The 16,743-nt window shown below is 72.3% G+C and carries 16 protein-coding genes; 5 read left to right on the top strand and 11 right to left on the bottom strand.

The window, feature by feature from the left end; translation table 11 throughout:
* Nucleotides 1-159 precede the first annotated feature (159 nt).
* Nucleotides 160-2,691 carry an ATP-dependent Clp protease ATP-binding subunit gene (locus ACZ4SW_RS17890; RefSeq protein ID WP_468243845.1) on the bottom strand — a complete coding sequence of 844 codons (2,532 nt, stop codon included), beginning with the start codon at nt 2,689-2,691 and terminating at the stop codon, nt 160-162.
* A 241-nt stretch (nt 2,692-2,932) separates the two neighbouring features.
* Nucleotides 2,933-3,922 carry an L-glyceraldehyde 3-phosphate reductase gene (mgrA, locus tag ACZ4SW_RS17885; protein WP_468243842.1) on the bottom strand — a complete coding sequence of 330 codons (990 nt, stop codon included), beginning with the start codon at nt 3,920-3,922 and terminating at the stop codon, nt 2,933-2,935.
* Nucleotides 3,923-4,048: 126 nt separating this feature from the next.
* Here mgrA and ACZ4SW_RS17880 point away from each other — a divergent pair, with 126 nt between their 5' ends.
* Together ACZ4SW_RS17880 and ACZ4SW_RS17875 are read left to right on the top strand one after the other, a co-directional pair.
* Entirely contained in the window at nt 4,049-4,948 is a 900-nt protein-coding gene (locus tag ACZ4SW_RS17880) for a LysR family transcriptional regulator (protein WP_468243839.1), read from the top strand.
* 57 nt (nt 4,949-5,005) lie between these two features.
* Nucleotides 5,006-5,521 carry a mycothiol transferase gene (locus ACZ4SW_RS17875; protein ID WP_468243836.1) on the top strand — a complete coding sequence of 172 codons (516 nt, stop codon included), beginning with the start codon at nt 5,006-5,008 and terminating at the stop codon, nt 5,519-5,521.
* Here ACZ4SW_RS17875 and ACZ4SW_RS17870 read toward each other — a convergent pair.
* The 3 genes from ACZ4SW_RS17870 to ACZ4SW_RS17860 all read right to left on the bottom strand — a co-directional run bounded on the left by ACZ4SW_RS17870 (nt 5,503) and on the right by ACZ4SW_RS17860 (nt 7,974).
* The gene (locus ACZ4SW_RS17870; RefSeq protein ID WP_468243833.1) at nt 5,503-6,573 is read right to left on the bottom strand and encodes an adenosine deaminase; all 1,071 of its coding nucleotides are present in this window, start codon (nt 6,571-6,573) and stop codon (nt 5,503-5,505) included. The genes ACZ4SW_RS17875 and ACZ4SW_RS17870 overlap by 19 nt on opposite strands.
* Before the next feature lie 47 nt (nt 6,574-6,620).
* Nucleotides 6,621-7,013: a VOC family protein gene (locus ACZ4SW_RS17865; RefSeq protein ID WP_468243830.1), complete on the bottom strand. Its 393-nt coding sequence runs from the start codon at nt 7,011-7,013 to the stop codon at nt 6,621-6,623.
* Nucleotides 7,014-7,194: 181 nt separating this feature from the next.
* Complete coding sequence (locus ACZ4SW_RS17860) at nt 7,195-7,974, bottom strand: NAD(P)H-dependent oxidoreductase (RefSeq protein ID WP_468243828.1); 780 nt, start codon at nt 7,972-7,974, stop codon at nt 7,195-7,197.
* A gap of 138 nt (nt 7,975-8,112) precedes the next feature.
* On the opposite strand from ACZ4SW_RS17860, the gene ACZ4SW_RS17855 reads away from it, so the two are divergent.
* A complete protein-coding gene (locus tag ACZ4SW_RS17855) occupies nt 8,113-8,970 on the top strand; it encodes a helix-turn-helix transcriptional regulator (RefSeq protein WP_468243826.1) in 858 nt (285 codons plus the stop codon).
* A 420-nt stretch (nt 8,971-9,390) separates the two neighbouring features.
* Here ACZ4SW_RS17855 and ACZ4SW_RS17850 read toward each other — a convergent pair whose 3' ends face one another.
* Both ACZ4SW_RS17850 and ACZ4SW_RS17845 read right to left on the bottom strand, forming a co-directional pair.
* Complete coding sequence (locus ACZ4SW_RS17850; protein ID WP_468243824.1) at nt 9,391-10,320, bottom strand: M48 family metalloprotease; 930 nt, start codon at nt 10,318-10,320, stop codon at nt 9,391-9,393.
* Complete coding sequence (locus ACZ4SW_RS17845; RefSeq protein WP_468243822.1) at nt 10,317-10,688, bottom strand: BlaI/MecI/CopY family transcriptional regulator; 372 nt, start codon at nt 10,686-10,688, stop codon at nt 10,317-10,319. Before ACZ4SW_RS17845 ends, ACZ4SW_RS17850 begins: the two co-directional genes overlap by 4 nt.
* Before the next feature lie 178 nt (nt 10,689-10,866).
* Between ACZ4SW_RS17845 and ACZ4SW_RS17840 the strand changes: the two genes are divergently transcribed.
* The gene (locus ACZ4SW_RS17840; protein WP_468243820.1) at nt 10,867-11,547 is read left to right on the top strand and encodes a phosphatase PAP2 family protein; all 681 of its coding nucleotides are present in this window, start codon (nt 10,867-10,869) and stop codon (nt 11,545-11,547) included.
* A gap of 110 nt (nt 11,548-11,657) precedes the next feature.
* Here the strand turns inward: ACZ4SW_RS17840 and ACZ4SW_RS17835 are convergent, their stop codons facing one another.
* Both ACZ4SW_RS17835 and ACZ4SW_RS17830 read right to left on the bottom strand, forming a co-directional pair.
* Nucleotides 11,658-12,566 carry an oxidoreductase gene (locus tag ACZ4SW_RS17835; protein ID WP_468243818.1) on the bottom strand — a complete coding sequence of 303 codons (909 nt, stop codon included), beginning with the start codon at nt 12,564-12,566 and terminating at the stop codon, nt 11,658-11,660.
* A gap of 42 nt (nt 12,567-12,608) precedes the next feature.
* On the bottom strand, nt 12,609-13,973 hold the full coding sequence (locus ACZ4SW_RS17830) for a phospholipase (RefSeq protein WP_468243815.1): 1,365 nt from the start codon (nt 13,971-13,973) through the stop codon (nt 12,609-12,611).
* A gap of 175 nt (nt 13,974-14,148) precedes the next feature.
* Here ACZ4SW_RS17830 and ACZ4SW_RS17825 point away from each other — a divergent pair, with 175 nt between their 5' ends.
* Complete coding sequence (locus ACZ4SW_RS17825; RefSeq protein WP_468243813.1) at nt 14,149-15,207, top strand: acyl-CoA dehydrogenase family protein; 1,059 nt, start codon at nt 14,149-14,151, stop codon at nt 15,205-15,207.
* A gap of 182 nt (nt 15,208-15,389) precedes the next feature.
* Here ACZ4SW_RS17825 and ssuE read toward each other — a convergent pair whose 3' ends face one another.
* Both ssuE and ACZ4SW_RS17815 read right to left on the bottom strand, forming a co-directional pair.
* Complete coding sequence (gene ssuE / locus ACZ4SW_RS17820) at nt 15,390-15,944, bottom strand: NADPH-dependent FMN reductase (RefSeq protein ID WP_468243811.1); 555 nt, start codon at nt 15,942-15,944, stop codon at nt 15,390-15,392.
* A gap of 326 nt (nt 15,945-16,270) precedes the next feature.
* A complete protein-coding gene (locus ACZ4SW_RS17815; RefSeq protein WP_468244390.1) occupies nt 16,271-16,348 on the bottom strand; it encodes a putative leader peptide in 78 nt (25 codons plus the stop codon).
* Between the last annotated feature and the right edge of the window lie 395 nt (nt 16,349-16,743).

Below are 16,743 nucleotides of genomic sequence, written 5' to 3'. Positions count from 1 at the left end.
GTTCTCTGTGCTCCAGTTTTTTTTTTTGGGTTCCCCCCTTGTCGGGGTTGGGGGGGACCCCCAGAGCACGCACCGGACGCCGCTCCTTGACGGGCAAACGTTGCCCGCCGCAGCACTGGGAGGCCGATCACCGGCCGGGCGCGCGAGGTCCGGCACCCCCTAGGAGATGGGGCCGGGCCAGCTCGGAGGCTCCTCCTCGGTGTCCTCCGGGCCGGCGCCCGGCGCCCCCTGCTCGCGCGCCGCGTCCTCGGCCTTGAGACGCAGGCTCGGTTCGCCGTCCACGATGTCGACGACGACGGTGTCCCCCGGGTTGAGCGTGCCGTCGAGCAGCATGTTCGACAACCGGTTGTCGAGTTCGGTCTGGAGGGTGCGGCGCAGCGGCCGGGCCCCGTACTCCGGCTGGTAGCCGCGGTTCGCCAGCCACTCCTTGGCCGTCTCGGTGACCTCCAGGCCGATCTGCTGGGCGTGCAGCCGGCGCCTGCTGCCCTCCAGGAGCAGGTCGACGATCCGCACCAGATCCCGGCGGCCGAGGGCGTGGAAGACGATGACCTCGTCGATCCGGTTGAGGAACTCCGGGCGGAAGTGCGCCTGGAGCTCCGCCATCAGGTCGTCCCTGATCTCGTCGATGTCGCCGTGGTGGTCGAGGATGTGCTTGGAGGCGATGTTGCTGGTCATGATGACCACGGTGTTGCGGAAGTCGACCGTGCGCCCCTGCGCGTCGGTCAGCCGCCCGTCGTCCAGGACCTGCAGCAGCAGGTTGAACACATCGCGGTGGGCCTTCTCCACCTCGTCGAACAGCACGACGCTGTACGGCTTGCGGCGCACCGCCTCGGTGAGCTGGCCGGCCTCCTCGTAGCCGACGTAGCCGGGCGGGGAGCCGACGAGCCGGGAGACGGTGTGCTTCTCCTGGAACTCGCTCATGTCGAAGCGGATCATGCGGTCCGGGTCGCCGAACAGCAGTTCCGCGAGCGCCTTGGCGAGTTCCGTCTTGCCGACGCCGGTGGGGCCGAGGAAGAGGAAGCTGCCGGTGGGCCGGTCGGGGTCGCCCATGCCGGCCCTGCCCCGGCGCACGGCCTGGGCCACGGCGGTGACCGCGTCCTCCTGGCCGACGACCCGCTTGTGCAGGATCTCCTCCAGCTTCATCAGCCGGTCGCGTTCGGTCTCGGTGAGCTGGGAGACCGGAATGCCGGTGCGGGCGGAGAGGACTTCGGCGATGTCGTCGGGGGTGACGCTCGGCGTGGGTGCTCCGCCCTCGCCGACCGAGGCCAGCCGGCCCTCCAACTCCGTGATCTCGCGCTTGAGTCGGCTCGCGCGCTCGAAGTCCTCGGTGCTGACGGCCTCGTCCTTCTCCCGGCGCAGCCGGGTCAGCCGCTCCTCGAGGTTCGCGGCCTCGGCGGACTCCCCCACGCTGCGCAGTCCGACCCGGGCTCCGGCCTGGTCCATGAGGTCGATGGCCTTGTCGGGCAGGAAGCGGTCGCTGATGTAGCGGTCGGAGAGGGCGGCCGCGGCGTCCAGCGCGTCGTCGGTGTAGCGGACCTGGTGATGGGCCTCGTAGGCGTCGCGCAGTCCGCGCAGGATCTCGATGGTCTCCTCGACGGTGGGTTCGGGCACCATGACGGGCTGGAAGCGGCGCTCCAGCGCGGCGTCCTTCTCGATGCGCTTGCGGTACTCGTCGATGGTGGTGGCGCCCACCACGCTGAGGTCGCCGCGGGCGAGGGCGGGCTTGAGGATGTTGCCCGCGTCCATGGATCCCTCGCCGGTCCCGCCCGCACCGACCACCGTGTGCAGTTCGTCGATGAAGAGGACGACGCTCTTCTCGGCCCGGGTGACCTCGTCGATGACCTTCTTCAATCGCTCCTCGAACTGGCCCCGGTACTGGGACCCGGCGACGAGCCCGGCGAGGTCGAGGGCGACCACGCGGCGGTCCTTCAGCGCCTTGGGGACCTCCCCGGCGACGATGCGCTGGGCCAGCCCCTCGACGATGGCGGTCTTGCCGACGCCGGGGTCGCCGATCAGCACCGGGTTGTTCTTCGTGCGGCGGGAGAGGACCTCGATGGTCTGCTCGATCTCGGCCGCCCGGCCGACCACCGGGTCGAGGTGTCCGGCGCGTGCCTCGTCGGTGAGGTCGCGCCCGTACTCGTCGAGGGTCGGCGTGTCGGGGTGCCCGCCCGCCTCCCGCCCCCGCCGTGGTGTGCCGCCGAGCGCGCCCGGCGTGGCTCCTTCGGCCCTCAGGGTCCGGGACAGCGGGGAACGCGGGTCGTCCAGCACCGCGGCGAGGATGTGCTCGGGGCCGATGTAGGAGGCGCCGGCCGCCTGGGAGCGGGCGTGCGCGGTGAGCAGGGCGCGCTTGGCCGCCGGGGTGAGCGCGGGTTCGCCGGTGCCGGTCCCGGAGGGCAGGGACTCCCGCAGGTCGTCGGCGAGCCTGCCGGGATCCGCGCCGGCCTGCTCCAGCACCTGGCGCGCGGCCGGCACCTGGGTGGCGGCCCACAGCAGATGGACGGTGTCGAGATCGGACCCGTCCTCAGCCGCCCGTGTGCCGGCGGTGGCGAGCAACTCGTGCGCGGAGTCGCTGAGGAGACGTCCGATGGGGACGCGCTGCACGGCCGGCGGCGAGGTGGCCGGGCTCATGCCGAAGAAACGGTTGAAGAGTTCGGAGAACGGGTCGCCTGACCCGAAGGGTGAGATCGTCACGATGGACCACCCCGTCCGCGGCCGACACGGCCGCGTCGCCCGCCGTAGTCGATTGCCCGTACCCGCCCAGTCTCGGCCACGCGGAACGACCCCTCAACCGCAGGGCCGCCGACGGCCCCGATGCGATGGGGAACGTGATCCGGGGGTACCCGGCGCCGACACGTGCCCCGGGGGTTTCGGCCGCACGGCCCGGCGGCGGCGCGACGCCGCCGCCGGACGCCCTGCGCGCCGTACGGTCACCTCACTGCCGGACGATCGCGTCGATCCGCGCCAGCTCCTCCGCGTCGAAGTCCAGGTTGCCGATCGCCGCGACGCTGTCCTGAAGCTGCTGCGGGCTGCTCGCGCCGACCAGGGCGGAGGTGACACGGCCGCCGCGCAGTACCCAGGCCAGGGCCATCTGGGCCAGGGACTGGCCGCGGGACTTGGCGATGTCGTCCAGGGCGCGCAGCCTGCCCACCAGTTCCTCGGTGACCGCGTCGGAGCTGAGGAACGGGCTGTCGCTCGCCGCGCGGGAGTCCTCCGGGATGCCGTCGAGGTAGCGGGCGGTGAGCAGACCCTGCTCCAGCGGCGAGTACGCGATGGAACCGACCTGGAGTTCGTCCAGGGTGTCCAGCAGCCCGTCCTCGGGACGGCGGTCCAGCATCGAGTAGCGCGGCTGGTGGATCAGCAGCGGAGTACCCAGCTCGCCGAGGATCCGGGCGGCCTCGCGGGTCTGCTCCGGAGAGTAGTTGGAGACACCGACGTAGAGCGCCTTGCCCTGCTGGACCGCCGAGTGCAGGGCGCCCATCGTCTCCTCCAGCGGAGTGTCGGGGTCCGGGCGGTGCGAGTAGAAGATGTCGACGTAGTCCAGGCCCATCCGCTTCAGGCTCTGGTCGAGCGACGACAGCAGGTACTTGCGCGAGCCCCACTCGCCGTACGGCCCGGGCCACATCAGATAGCCGGCCTTGGTGGAGATGACCAGCTCGTCGCGGTAGGGCGCGAAGTCGGCCTTCAGCGCCTCGCCGAGGGCGGACTCGGCGGCGCCGGGCGGCGGGCCGTAGTTGTTGGCCAGGTCGAAGTGCGTGACACCGAGGTCGAAGGCGCGGCGCAGGATGGCGCGCTGGGTGGCGACCGGGCGGTCCGGGCCGAAGTTGTGCCACAGGCCGAGCGACAGCGCGGGCAGCTTCAGGCCGCTGCGTCCGGTGCGGCGGTAGGGCATGGCCTCGTAGCGGTCGGGGTGGGCGGTGTACAACGCGACTCCAGAGGGGTTGGCGCACGGGTGAGCGGTTCCGGGGAACCGGTCACCACTCTCGCCCTGCCTGCGGGCAGTGGTCCAACAGAAGAATCCGATGGAATTCAGCGGATACGCTTCTCAATCATGGAACTGCGCCACCTGCAGCACTTCGTCGCCGTCGCCGAGGACCAGCACTTCACCCGGGCGGCGGAACGCCTCATGGTGTCCCAGTCGGGCCTGTCGGCGTCGATCCGGGCGCTGGAGCGGGAGCTGCGGGCCCCGCTGTTCGTGCGCACCACCCGCCGGGTGACCCTCACGGAGGCCGGGCGGGCCCTGCTCGGCGAGGCGGAGCGGATCCTGGCGCAGGTCCGGGCGGCGCACGAGGCGGTGGCCGCGGTGCAGGGCGTGCTGCGCGGCACGCTGGCGCTCGGCACCGAGCAGTGCATCCCGGGCGTGGATGTGGCCGGGCTGCTCGCGGCGTTCCGGCGGCGCCACCCGGACGTGGAGATCCGGCTGCGGCAGGCGGGTTCGGGCGCGCTGGCCGAGGAGGTCGCCGCCGGGCGGCTGGACCTGGCCTTCGCCTACCGCACCGAGGCGGACACCGACCAGCTCCGGTCGGTGTCGCTGACCCGTGAGCCGATGACCGTGCTGTGCCATCCGGACCACCGTCTGGCATCGCCCGGAGCGGTGCTCACACCCGAGGACCTCGGCGGCGAGGTCTTCGTGGACTTCCATCCGGACTGGGGCCCGCGCCGCACCACCGACACGGCGTTCTCCGCGGCGGGCGTACGGCGCACGGTGGCACTGGAGGTCAACGACGTGCACAGCCTCCTCGACCTGGTCGACGAGAACCTGGGTATCGCGGTCGTACCCCGGCACTTCCGGCACAAGCGCCCGTCGCTGACCGCGCTCCCCCTCAAGACGGCCGCCGGGACGGAGTACGAGACCGTCGCGCTGCTGCCGCCCGAGCGGGCCACCGGCCCGGCGGCCCGGGCTCTGATCACCCTGCTCGGCACCGAGGGTCCGGCACCGCTCCCGCGGTGACGCGACGCGAGCCGCATTCCGCACGCATGACGGGCGGCGATGCGCGATGGTGGATGCATGCATGCCAAGGACATCCTCATCGACGGCTACGGCCGCATCCGGGAAGAAGTCCACGCCGCCGTCGACGGCCTGGATCCGGACGACCTCAACGCCCGGCCGACCGCCGACACCAATTCCATCGCCTGGCTCGTCTGGCACCTCACCCGCGTCCAGGACGACCATGTCGCCGACGCCTTCGACCTGGAGCAGGTGTGGCTGTCACAGGGCTGGGAGAAGCGTTTCGGCCTCGATCTGCCGCGCCACGACACCGGATACGGGCACAGCCCCGCGAAGGTCGCCAAGGTCCGGGTCGACTCCGTCGACCTGCTGACCGGGTACTACGACGCCGTGCACGAGCAGACCGTGCAGGCGCTGCGGGGGCTGGCCGCCAAGGACCTCGAGCGCATCGTGGACGAGCGCTGGGACCCGCCGGTCAGCCTCGGGGTGCGCCTGGTGAGCGTCCTGTCCGACGATCTGCAGCACGCCGGACAGGCCGCCTACGTACGGGGGCTGCTTCAGAGCGCGGCCGCGTAACCGGGCAGGACCACGTCCCGGATCAGGGCGTTGCGTTCGTCGAACGGGAGGAACGCGCTCTTGACCGCGTTCACCGTGACGGCGCGCAGGTCCTCGAGGGTCCAGCCCGCCTCCTCGACCAGCAGGGACATCTCCCGGGTCATCGTCGTGCCGGAGACCAGCCGGTTGTCGGTGTTGAGGGTGACCCGGAAGCCGAGGTCCTTCAGGGCGGTGATCGGGTGCTCGGCGATCGAGTCGGCGGCGCCGGTCTGGAGGTTGGACGTCGGGCACATCTCCAGGGCGATCCGGCGGTCGCGCACCCAGCCGGCCAGGCGGCCCAGCTTGCCGTCCACGATGTCCTCGGTGATGCGGACGCCGTGGCCGATGCGCTGGGCACCGCAGACCTGCAGGGCCTGGTGGATGCTGGGCAGGCCGTGCGCCTCACCGGCGTGGATGGTGAAGGGGACGCTCTCACGGCGCAGGTGCTCGAAGGCGGCGAGGTGGTCGGCGGGCGGGAAGCCGTCCTCGGCGCCGGCGATGTCGAAGCCGACGACACCGGCGTCGCGGTAGGCCACCGCGAGGTCCGCGATCTCCCGGGTGCGGTCGAACATGCGCATCCCGCACAGCAGGGTGCCGACCCGCACCGGGGTGCCGGCGGCGGCCGCCTTCGCCATGCCGGCGGCGAGCCCCTCCTGCACGGTCTCGACGACCTCGTTCAGGGTCAGCCCGCCCTTGACCATCAGCTCGGGGGCGTAGCGCACCTCGCCGTAGACGACGCCGTCCTCGGCGAGGTCGAGAACGTACTCCTCGGCGGTCCGCAGCAGGCCCTCGCGGGTCTGCATCACGGCGAGGGTGTGCTCGAAGGTGGCTATGTAGCGCACGAGGTCACCGGAGTTGGCGGCGTCGTAGTACCAGGCGGCCAGCTCGCCGGGGTCGGTGGTGGGCAGGGTGTGGCCGACCTCCCGCGCGAGTTCGACGACGGTCGCGGGGCGCAGGCCGCCGTCGAGGTGGTCGTGCAGGACTGCCTTGGGGAGGCGGCGGAGAGTGTCGGTGTCGATGCGCGGGGCGGTCATGTGCGGTGGTTCCTCGGCGGGTTGTTCTGAGCGGATTGCCAGGGTGACTACTCGGCGGGCTGGAGCAGGTCCCAGCGGTTGCCGTACAGGTCCTGGAAGACGGCGACCGTGCCGTACGGCTCGTGCCGCGGCTCCTCCAGGAAGGTGACGCCGGCGGCGGTCATGCGGGCGTGGTCGCCGGCGAAGTCGTCGGTGTGCAGGAAGAAGCCCACGCGCCCGCCGGTCTGGTCGCCGACCCGGCCGCGCTGTGCCGCGTCCTTGGCCCGGGCGAGCAGCAGACCCGTGCCCCGGTCGCCGTCGCCGGGCTCGACGACGACCCACCGGGAACCGTCGCCGCGCGGTTCGTCGGCGACGAGCCGGAACCCCAGGGCCTCGGTGTAGAAGCGGATCGCGGTGTCGTAGTCGTCGACGACGAGGGTGACCAGGGCGATGCGTCTCATGGGGCCTTCCGGGTGCGGCCTGCGGCACGGGGTGTGCGAGCCAGGCGTTATACGTAACACGTAGCGTACGGCATGCCGTCGACGGCCCCGGTGTGGGCTGCGACACGCCCGGTGGGCTCGGAGCCCGGACACAATGGCCCCCGGCTCGCGACGCCCGGCACGCACTCCCCCCGGCCGGCGGTCAGCCGCGCACGTGCAGCCCGAAGCCCGTGCGGCCCGCGGGCTCCAGTCCCTCCTTCAGGTGCAGCGAGGGGATCTCGTAGTCACCGGAGTTCTGCCGCCGGAACGCGATCGGCTCGGTCGACTCCAGGGTGAGCAGGCGCTGCCGCCATGCCTTGGCGACCTCCGGGTAGTCCTCGTCGGTCATCCGGTCGGTGCCGTACAGCACGAACGGCGGCAGCACCTCGATGCCCGGGTAGTAGAGGATGCCGTGGTGGATCGGGAACAGCAAGTCGTCGATGGGACCGTTGATCCCGCGAGCGGCGTAATGGGACTCCGGGCCGCCGGCGGTCACCGACAGCAGCGCCTTCCTGCCCGCGAGGGTGCCTTCGCCGAAGCGGTCGCCGTACCTGGTGTCGCTGTGCTCGCCGACGCCGTACGCGAAGTGGTACGTGAACACCCGGTCCACCCAGCCCTTGAGGATCGCGGGCATCGTGTACCACCACAGCGGGAACTGGAAGATGATCGTGTCGGCCCACAGCAGCTTCTCCTGCTCGGCGAGGACGTCCGGGGTGAGCGTCCCGGCGTCGAAGGCCCGACCCGAGTCCCGGGCGACCTTCAGCGGACTCGAGGCGTTGGGGCCGTAGTCCTCGGCGTCCACGACCGCCTTCCAATTCATCGCGTACAGATCGCTCACCCGCACCTCGTGCCCGGCGGCCTCCAATGTGGACACCGCGAGGTCTTTCAGCGAGCCGTTGAGCGACTTCGGCTCCGGGTGGGCGTAGACGATCAGCGTCTTCATGGGAACTCCTCCGGATCGGGTGCCTTCGATCCTGGGCGCCTCGGCGCCCGGCGTTCAGGGGCTCCTCTTCCGTCGGACGGGAGTTCCTGGTAACGGCAGGACCACCTTCACGGCCGCCGCCGCCGCCATACTGGGGGGATGGACGATCTTGCGAGCTTCCTTCGGACCCGGCGCTCCCGGGTCGACCCGGCGGCCGTCGGCATCCCCGTCGACAGCCGCCGCCGGGTCGAAGGGCTGCGCCGCGAAGAGGTCGCGCACCTGTCCGGAGTCAGCGTCGACTACTACGTACGCCTGGAGCAGGGCCGCGCGACCCAGCCCTCCGAGCAGGTCCTCGACGCGCTCGCCCGCGTCCTCGGCCTCGACGAGACCGAACGCGGGCACCTCTACCGGCTCGCCCGGCAGCGGCGCCGCCGCGCCAAGACGCCGGGCGGGCGGGTCCGCCCGGAGCTGCTGCGCGTCCTCGACCTGGTCGCCGACGCACCCGCGCTGATCGTGGACCACCGCCTGGACGTCCTCGCCGGGAACCGCCTCGCCGGGCTCCTCTACGGCCGGCCGCTGCCCGGGCTGAACACCGCCCGGCACATCTTCCTCGAAGAGGCCGAGCGCGGCCTGTACGCGGACTGGGAGGCGTGCACCCTCGACGTGGTCGGGCACCTGCGCCTGGCCGCCGGCAAATACCCCGAGGACCCCCGACTGGCGTCGCTCATCGGCGAGCTGGCGATGGGCAGCGAGCGCTTCCGCCGCCTCTGGGCCCGTGCGGACGTGCGCGCCCGCACACATGGACGCAAGGCGTACCGGCATCCACTGGTCGGGCTGCTGGAACTGCACCAGGAGAACTTCGCGCTACCGGACGAATCAGGCATGGAGCTGCTGGTGCTGTCCGCGGCCCCCGGCAGCCCCGCCGAGGACGGGCTGCGCCTGCTCGCGGGCCTGAGCGCGGACAGCGGTGACCCCCGTCCTCCGGTGAACGCAGGCCGACCGTCGAGGAGATCGTGACCGTCGGCGCCGTCGAGCCCGGTGCGCCGGTCTTCCGTCTTCCCGGGAACGCCGGCTGATCCCCCTTTCTGCAACGAGTCGCCGTGCGCCCTTCTCACGCCCCGGCCGTCGGGGAGGTCTCCGTGGCGGACAAGGAGGCCGGCCCCGGCATCGCGGCGGCCCCTGGGACCCGCCGCGAAGTGATCGCCGAGGGGCCGGCCGGCGGCAGGTGGACCGCCAGTGTCACCGCGGACCGCTGGTCACTGGCCGGACCGCCCGGCGGCAGGCCGACCGCATCGGTGGTCCTGGACACAGAAACCGCCTGGCGCCTGTGCACGCGTGGCATCGATCCCGCCACTGCCCTCGGCCGAGCCCGCGCATGGGGAGAGCGCCGACTCGCCGAGGCCGCGTGCCAGGTCGTGTCCCTCATCCACCGACGACTCAGTGGGCCTTTTCCCCCTGGGCGACCTCCACCTCGTGGTGGAAACCGATGACCCCGGTCGCCGAGGCGCAGACGGACACGGTGGCGCAGGCGACGAGGAGGACGGCGATCCAGCGGGCGGTCCGGTGCGGGGTGCGCGGGGCGGCCAGCAGGGCGGCGACCCGCTGGGGCACGGGCCCGGTGGCCGCGGCGGGCGCGAAGGAGGGCCGCTCACCGGGGGCTGTGCGGGCGGCGAGGGCGGCACGGCCGATCGCCCGGGCGGTCAGCCGCCGGTCGCCGACCACGGCGGCGGCGGCCTCGTCCGCGGCACGCTCGACCGCGAGCCGGATGACCGGGGCCACCGACCGCAGCCCGGGGTGGCAGAGCGCGGCCAGTTCGGCGACCGCGAGGAAGTAGTGGTGCCCGGCCGCGTTGTGGGCCCGCTCGTGGGCGAAGAGCGCCTCGCGCTCGTCGGGGCCGAGACTGCGCAGCATCCCGGTGGTGACGACGATGCGGTGCGGCCGCCCGGGCAGCGCGTACGCATCCGGGCGCGGGGAGTCGATCACGCACAGGTCGCCCGCGGTGGAGCGACTGTCCGCCTCGTGGGTGGCGGCCCGGAACGCCCGCGCCTGCCGCAGCACGGCACGGCCCACGGTCCACAGGCAGACGGCGAGCGCGCCGACGGAGAAGGCCGCCGACGGCACGACGAACAGGTCCGATCCGGCGCGCAGTGGGCGCACCAGGTCGCCGAGCGCGGCGAACAGCGGCAGCTTGAGCAGCCCGGCGAGCACGAAGGCGCCGAGCGCGGTCAGGGAGCAGCACGCGAGGACGACCGTGCAGCAGGTCACCACCCACAGCGCGGTCCGGGGCGCGAGCCGTTCGAGGGCGCGCCGCGCGAGCGGGGGCATCACGAACGGCAGTGCGAGCGGGAGGAGCAGCAGGAAGGTCACTGCTCACCGGATTCCAGCAGGTCCCGCAGGACGCGCTCGTCGTCTTCGCTGAGCTGGGCGACGAAGCGGGCCAGCACGGTGTGCCGGTCGCTGTCCCGGTCCAGTTCCGTGTGCATGCGCCGGGCGGTGAGCCCCTGGGCGTCCTGGACGGGGAAGTACGCATAACCGCGGCCCTGGCGGCGGCGGTCGACGATGCCCTTCTCGTGCAGCCGGGACAGGATCGTCGTGACCGTCGTGCGGGCGAGACCGGTGCCGAGGCTCTCCTGCACCTGGCCCGGGGTCCGGGGAGCGCCCGCGGCCCAGAGGGCGGCCATGACGCTGGCTTCCAGCTCGCCCGCCGGGCGGCGCTCGTCCTTCGCTTCGGTCATGGAACCTTCCTCACCCCGTTCGTCGTCTACATTCCTGTAGACCGTCTACAGGAGTGTAGTCTTCGCGGGGTCCGGCCGGGCCGGACCCGCTCGTCCCATTATGAAAGGGGCTCACCTCCATGGGCGCCGTACCGCGCAGCGCACCGCCGTACCCGGCCCCCGCACCCGGGACGCGGTCGTGAGGCGGGCGGACACGGCCGAACTCGCCGGTTCGACGGCGCTCGGCGCCCTCGTGGCGTTCGTGCTGCTGGCGTTGACCGTGACCGGGCGCGGCGGCGCCCCGCTGTTCGGTGACGCGGACCTGCTGCACTGGTCGGTCGCCCACCGTCCGCCGGTCGCGGTCGCCGCGGCGCGCGCGGTGACGTACACGGGGACCGGCCTCGTCCCCTACCTCCTGGCCGCCGTGGCGGGTGCCGTGATGGGCCGCACGGCGCGCCGCGGCGTGCTCGCCGCGGCTGCCTGTGCGGCCTGTCTGGCCGTGGGCCAGTCCGTGCGGTACGGAGTGATGTCGCTGGCCGCACGCCCCCGCCCGGAACGCACGGACTGGGCCACGCACGCCTCCGGCTGGTCGTTCCCCTCGGGCCATACGACGACGGCCGCGCTGACCGCCGGGCTGCTGGCCCTCGCGATCCTCGTCCGTGCCCCTCGGGGCAGAGCCGGCTTTCTGGCCGTCGTCCTCACCTGGGGCGCCCTGGTCGGCCTGACCCGTGTGTACCTGGGCGTGCACTGGTTCTCCGACGTCCTGGGCGGCTGGCTGCTCGCCGTGTGGTGGCTGAGCCTGTGCACGTACGCGGCCGCCCGGCTGGCCCCTCGGGCGTTCGCCCACGGCACGGAGCCGGTAGGGTCCTCGACGTCCTGAACGGTGCCACCGCGCACGGCGCCTTCGCGGGCCTCCCGCCCCATGCCGCCGAAGCGCCGCCCCGGCCGGTCGGGCCCGGGGCGGGGTGCGCGCCGATCAGTCGGGGGCGTTCACTCGCCCTCTCGGTGCAGATCGTCGAGACGGGCCGTCTCCTCGGCGGTCAGGCGCAGCGCACCCGCCGCCACGTTCTCCACCAGGTGGTCCGGGTTGCCGGTACCCGGGATGGCCAGGACATGGGGGCCCTGCTGCAGGGTCCACGCCAGGCGGACCTGGGCGGGCGTGGCGCCGTGGGCCCGCGCGACGGCGTCGACCACGTCCGCCTCGTCACCGGCCGGCCCGCGCTCGGCGCCCTTGCCGGCGATGGCGAAGAACGGCACGAAGGCGATGCCCTGTTCGCCGCAGATCCGCAGGAGTTCGTCCGCCTCCGGATCCGGCCGGTGGAGCCCGTACTGGTTCTGTACGCACACCACCGGCGCGATCGCCTGTGCCTCCGCCAGGTGGCGGGCCTCGACGTTCGATATGCCGAGGTGCCGGATCAGCCCCGCCTCGCGCAGTTCGGCGAGCGCGCCGAAGTGTTCGGCGATCGAGTCGTACTTCGGCATGCGGCGGAGGTTGACCACGTCCAGGTGGTCGCGGCCGAGCTGCCGCAGGTTCTCCTCGACGTGGCCGCGCAGTTCGTCGGGCCGGGCCGAGGTGCCCCACTCCCCCGAGTAGTCGCGGTACGGGCCGACCTTCGTGACGATGACCAGGTCGTCCGGGTACGGCGCCAGCGCGCTGTTGATGATCTCGTTCGCGGAGCGCAGCGAGGAGAAGTAGAAGGCGGCCGTGTCGATGTGGTTGACGCCGAGTTCGACCGCCCTGCGCAGTACGGCGATCGACTGCTCGCGGTCGCTCGGCGTCCCGAGGTGGAAGGCGGCACTGCCCGTCAGCCGCATCGCGCCGAAGCCGATGCGGTGGACGGGCAGGTCGCCGAGTTTCCAGGTGCCCGCGGCGTCCGCGGTGATCGTCTGTGAGGTCATGAGTGGATCATGCGCATGCCCCGGGGCACCGGCGCACCCCCTTTACGGATATGTGTAGGTGTTCAGGGTGCCGACGGCGGAGGCCGGATCGCCGAGGTCGTAGCGGTCCACGGCCAGGTAGTTGGGCTTCTTGCGGGCGGCCGGCTGGCAGAACCGCTGGGCGCGGTCGGTGAGTTTGGTGTTGTCCGTCCGCGCCGTGGAGGTGATCGTCGCGTCACGGAAGTGGTTCATGACGAACAGCGGGCGGAAGCCGGGTTCCGTGCGGGTCAGGGGGATGTTCGTGTTCGCGTCGTACCAGCGGCTGTAGCAGGACCAGTCCGAGGAACCGATGCCCGAGCCCATGGACCAGTAGTTCTCGACGGTCCACTCCCTCTGGTACATCACCCCGAAGCTGTCGCGGGTGAGTCCGGCGGCCTCGTCGGAGGAGCGGCTGTGGTCGGTGAAGATGAGCAGTCGGTGGCCGGCCGCGATCAGGTCCGCCATCCTCGGCCAGCCGTTCTGCCTCACTCCGGTCCGGTCGGGCCGGTAGAGCACGTCGGACAGGCCGCTCACCCGGGCCAGTTCACCGCGCAGGACGCCCGGGTCGACGTAGTCCTCGAGGAAGATGGTGGCGAACTGATCGGGGTGGGCCTTGAGGAAGTCCACGATCCGCTGGACGTCCACCCACAGGGCGACCGGGCTGCCGACCAGGGTGCAGCTGTCGTGGCAGAGGATCGCACCGTCGGGGGTCTGGTGGATGTCGAGCATGAACCCGCGGACGCCGTCGGCGAGTTGCTGGTTGATCCCGCGCGCCTGGTTGGGCACGAGGTTCACGAACGGCGGGGCGAAGCCGCCGTCGACGCCGTTGGCGTAGGCGTTGTGGGCGGTGAGGAAGGTGACCTGGTCGAGCGTGCGCTGGTCGGCGGACGGCATGGGGCCGGTGGGCGAGGTGACCGGGGTGAGGTACCAGGACGCGAGGCCGCTCGTGGCGCCGATGGCGAGCTGGGCGGGGTAGTTGGCACCGGAGGCCTTGGCGCCCACGGTCAGGTATCGATCGGTCCCGGGGGCCTTCAGGGTGTACTGGTCGCCTCCGGACGGTGTGACGTCCCAGGCCGCGTCGGCGCTCGCGCAGGGGACGGTGCGGGCCTGGTCGCCCGAGCGGCCGAGGCAGCTTCCCGCGGTGTCCACGCTCTCGAGGACGTGCGAAGACCCGCTCGCTCTGAGGTTCCACTGCTGGTGGTCCTCGTTGCCCTTGGGGTTGTGCTGTTCGACGGCTCCACCGTGGTCGGAGGCGTTGAGCCCGGTGGTGACGCTCTGGACGTAGTAGGCGCCGGCGGCGGGACCCGCGGCGGCCGCGTGGGACGGGGAAGCCACGGTCGCGGCGGCGAGCACGGTGGCCGCCGCGAACAGGGCGTGGGGGGTTCGCATGACATGACCCTTCGGTCGGTCAGGATAGTCAGGTGCATGACACCATGTCCGGTGGCCGGACGTCAGGAGGGAAGACGGCCACCCGGTGAAATCGAAGGATCCTTACCGCTGCGACTCGGCGGCGCGAGGCGGCGGCGTCCGGGAGCCCGCCTCACGGCAGCGGACAATCCCTCTCATGACCACCACAGCTCACCCCCTCGTCGCCCGTGCCCGACAGCTCGCCGCCGGTGTCCTGGCGCCGCAGGCGGAGCGTGTCGACCAGGAGGGCGTGCCCCTGAGTCATATCGAGGCCGTCAAGCGGTCGGGGCTGCTCGGGATCAGCGCTCCGGTCGAGTACGGCGGCTCGGGCGCGCCCGCCGCGGTGGTCCGGGAGACCGCCGAGATCCTGGCGGGCGCATGCTGTTCGACGTGGTTCGTGCAGACCCAGCACCACACACCGGTGCTGACGCTGGCCCGGAGCGACCTGCCCGTGCGGGAGCGGCTGCTCGGACCGCTGGCGCGCGGCGAGTTGCTGTCCGGGGTGGCGTACGCCCATCTGCGGTCGTATCCGCGTATCCCGGTGCGGGTCACGCGGGAGCGGGGCGGCCGGCGGTTCGACGGAACCGTGCCCTGGTACACCGGGTGGGGCCTGAACGACGTGATGCTGATCGCCGGGGTGACCGACGCCGGTGAGGCGCTGTTCGCCTTCACCGAGGCGCGGGACCAGCCGGGGCTGCGGGCGTCGGAACCGATGCGGCTGGCCGCGCTCACCGGGGCCCGCACGGTGTCACTGGAGTTGGACGGCCTGTGGCTGCCGGAGGAGGCGGTGGCCCTGCGGACGCCGTACGAGCGGTGGGCCGCGGCCGACCGCCCGAAGACCGTGAACACCTCACCGGCGGTGTTCGGTGTGGCACGTGCGGCGCTGGGGCTGCTGGACGACGACACCGCCGCGCCCCTGCGGGCCCGGCTCGGCGAGGTACGGCGCCGGGCCTACGACCTGGCCGACCGGGCGGCCCCGCACGAGCACCTTCAGGAGCGCCTGTCGCTCAGGACGCAGGCGTACGAGGTGATGCGCACGGCCACCACGGCGGCGGTGGTGGCCGGCGGGGGCCGGGCGATGATGCTGACGAGCACGGCTCAACGGCTCGCCCGCGAGGGGATGTTCCTGCTGGTGCAGGGCCAGACGGCCGAGTCGCGCCGGGCGCACCTCGACCACCTGACGGCCTCCGCTTCGGCTCCGGAAGGGGACCTGTGACACGAGGGCGTACCCACGCCCCGGACGGATGCCGCAACAGCCTTGCGCCGCCGGCCTCGGCAGCACGCCCTGCCCGCACCACGTCGATCACCGTCGGCCCGGGGGCGTCGCGCCCGACTCGTCGGCCAGGCCTACGGCGACGGCGAGGGCCTCGGCGTCGCCGCCGGTCACATGGGCGGTGGTCATCCCGCCACTGCCAGCACAGGGGCGCCGCCGAGGGCCGCCGAGAACTGGTCGACCACCTGAAGGAGCGCCTCGGTGGCGGCCGGCGCGATGGCCAGGGAGCCGTCCTCGTGGACGGTGATGTCCCTGTCGAGGGTGAACCAGCCCTGCACTATGTGGGCCGCCCCCATGGAGTTGAGGACCGGCCGCAGGGCGTAGTCGATGGCCAGAACGTGGGCCGTGGTGCCGCCGGTGGCCAGTGGGAGCACGGTCTTGCCGGTGAGCGCGTACTGCGGGAGCAGGTCGAGCAGCGCCTTGAGGACACCCGAGTAGGAGGCTTTGTAGACCGGCGTGCCGACGACCACTCCGTCCGCGCGGGCGAACAGTTCGGTGGCCTCGACGATGGCGGGGTGACGGAAGTCGGCGCCGAGCAGGGCCTCGGCGGGAACGGTACGGATGTCGAGTGGGAGCACCTCGTGGCCCTGCGCGGCCAGCCGCTGGTCCAGATGGCGCAGCAGCCGGTCGGTGCGGGAGGAGGCGGAAGGACTGCCGGAGACGGACAGGACGGTGGCCATGGGGTCCTCTTTCGGGACGGTCGGGCGGGCGGTGGTCGGGCGTGGACGGCCACGGAGGCGAACTCCGGCTCGGCGTCCGCAGGTAACTCCGGCGCGGCGTCCGGAAGTTGGGCCCTCGGCTCGCGTACGAGGGGCAGCACGCTCGCCCGAGTACTCGACCTCCTCGTGGCAGTGCAGGAAGCCGAGCACGAAGAGGCCGACGCCGAGCCCGGGCGGGAAGCAGCCCTGAATGCGGGCGGTGTCAGGAAGGCACCGGGCACACCTGCGGCCTGGCTGCAGGGGCGGTGCGGGAAAGGGAGGGGACGGCGGATCCGGCAGGAGCGGGATCAGGCCGTGGCGCAACAGGATGCGCTGGAGACGCGCGCGAGGTCGACATGGCGTCGCCGCGTGAGGTCCGGTCGCATCTTCATGCCGTCGATCGTGGCAGTCGCCGGATGGGACGGTCAAGGAAATCCCGACCGTTCTCGCATCGCGGACCCTTGAGTTCGACGACCGTTGACCGGGCATCCCGGGAACGGACTTCGGCGGCGATCCGAACTCCACGCGACGGTGTACGAGGGGAACGACGGGAACATGGCGCGGCGCGCCGGCCATGCTTCAATGTGCGTCGTTTCGGCCGGCCTCGACGCGAACTCGGCGGCTCTGCCGCTGGTTTGACGGGGCGAGCACAGCTTGACCGGGTGGGGTGCGCGCCGGGACCGGCATCTAGGGTCCGTCTTCAAACGGATCTTGCCCAGAGCAGGAATGACGCGAGGGTGACCGCCGCTTCGTAGGAGGTGGCGGTCTTGTCGTATCTGGT

The organism is Streptomyces sp. NPDC028331 (genome assembly GCF_055565775.1).
Note: the sequence above shows the minus strand (reverse complement) of the source record. Positions and strands in the feature narration are given on the sequence as shown.

Coding starts and splice junctions, on each gene's coding strand:
- ACZ4SW_RS17845 (WP_468243822.1), bottom strand. CDS start 10,688: ATGACCGAAGCGAAGGACGAGCGCCGCCCGGCGGGCGAGCTGGAAGCC.
- ACZ4SW_RS17825 (WP_468243813.1), top strand. CDS start 14,149: ATGACCACCACAGCTCACCCCCTCGTCGCCCGTGCCCGACAGCTCGCC.
- ACZ4SW_RS17875 (WP_468243836.1), top strand. CDS start 5,006: ATGCATGCCAAGGACATCCTCATCGACGGCTACGGCCGCATCCGGGAA.
- ACZ4SW_RS17855 (WP_468243826.1), top strand. CDS start 8,113: ATGGACGATCTTGCGAGCTTCCTTCGGACCCGGCGCTCCCGGGTCGAC.
- ACZ4SW_RS17865 (WP_468243830.1), bottom strand. CDS start 7,013: ATGAGACGCATCGCCCTGGTCACCCTCGTCGTCGACGACTACGACACC.
- ACZ4SW_RS17880 (WP_468243839.1), top strand. CDS start 4,049: ATGGAACTGCGCCACCTGCAGCACTTCGTCGCCGTCGCCGAGGACCAG.
- ACZ4SW_RS17815 (WP_468244390.1), bottom strand. CDS start 16,348: ATGCGACCGGACCTCACGCGGCGACGCCATGTCGACCTCGCGCGCGTC.
- ACZ4SW_RS17835 (WP_468243818.1), bottom strand. CDS start 12,566: ATGACCTCACAGACGATCACCGCGGACGCCGCGGGCACCTGGAAACTC.
- ACZ4SW_RS17830 (WP_468243815.1), bottom strand. CDS start 13,973: ATGCGAACCCCCCACGCCCTGTTCGCGGCGGCCACCGTGCTCGCCGCC.
- ssuE (WP_468243811.1), bottom strand. CDS start 15,944: ATGGCCACCGTCCTGTCCGTCTCCGGCAGTCCTTCCGCCTCCTCCCGC.
- ACZ4SW_RS17870 (WP_468243833.1), bottom strand. CDS start 6,573: ATGACCGCCCCGCGCATCGACACCGACACTCTCCGCCGCCTCCCCAAG.
- ACZ4SW_RS17860 (WP_468243828.1), bottom strand. CDS start 7,974: ATGAAGACGCTGATCGTCTACGCCCACCCGGAGCCGAAGTCGCTCAAC.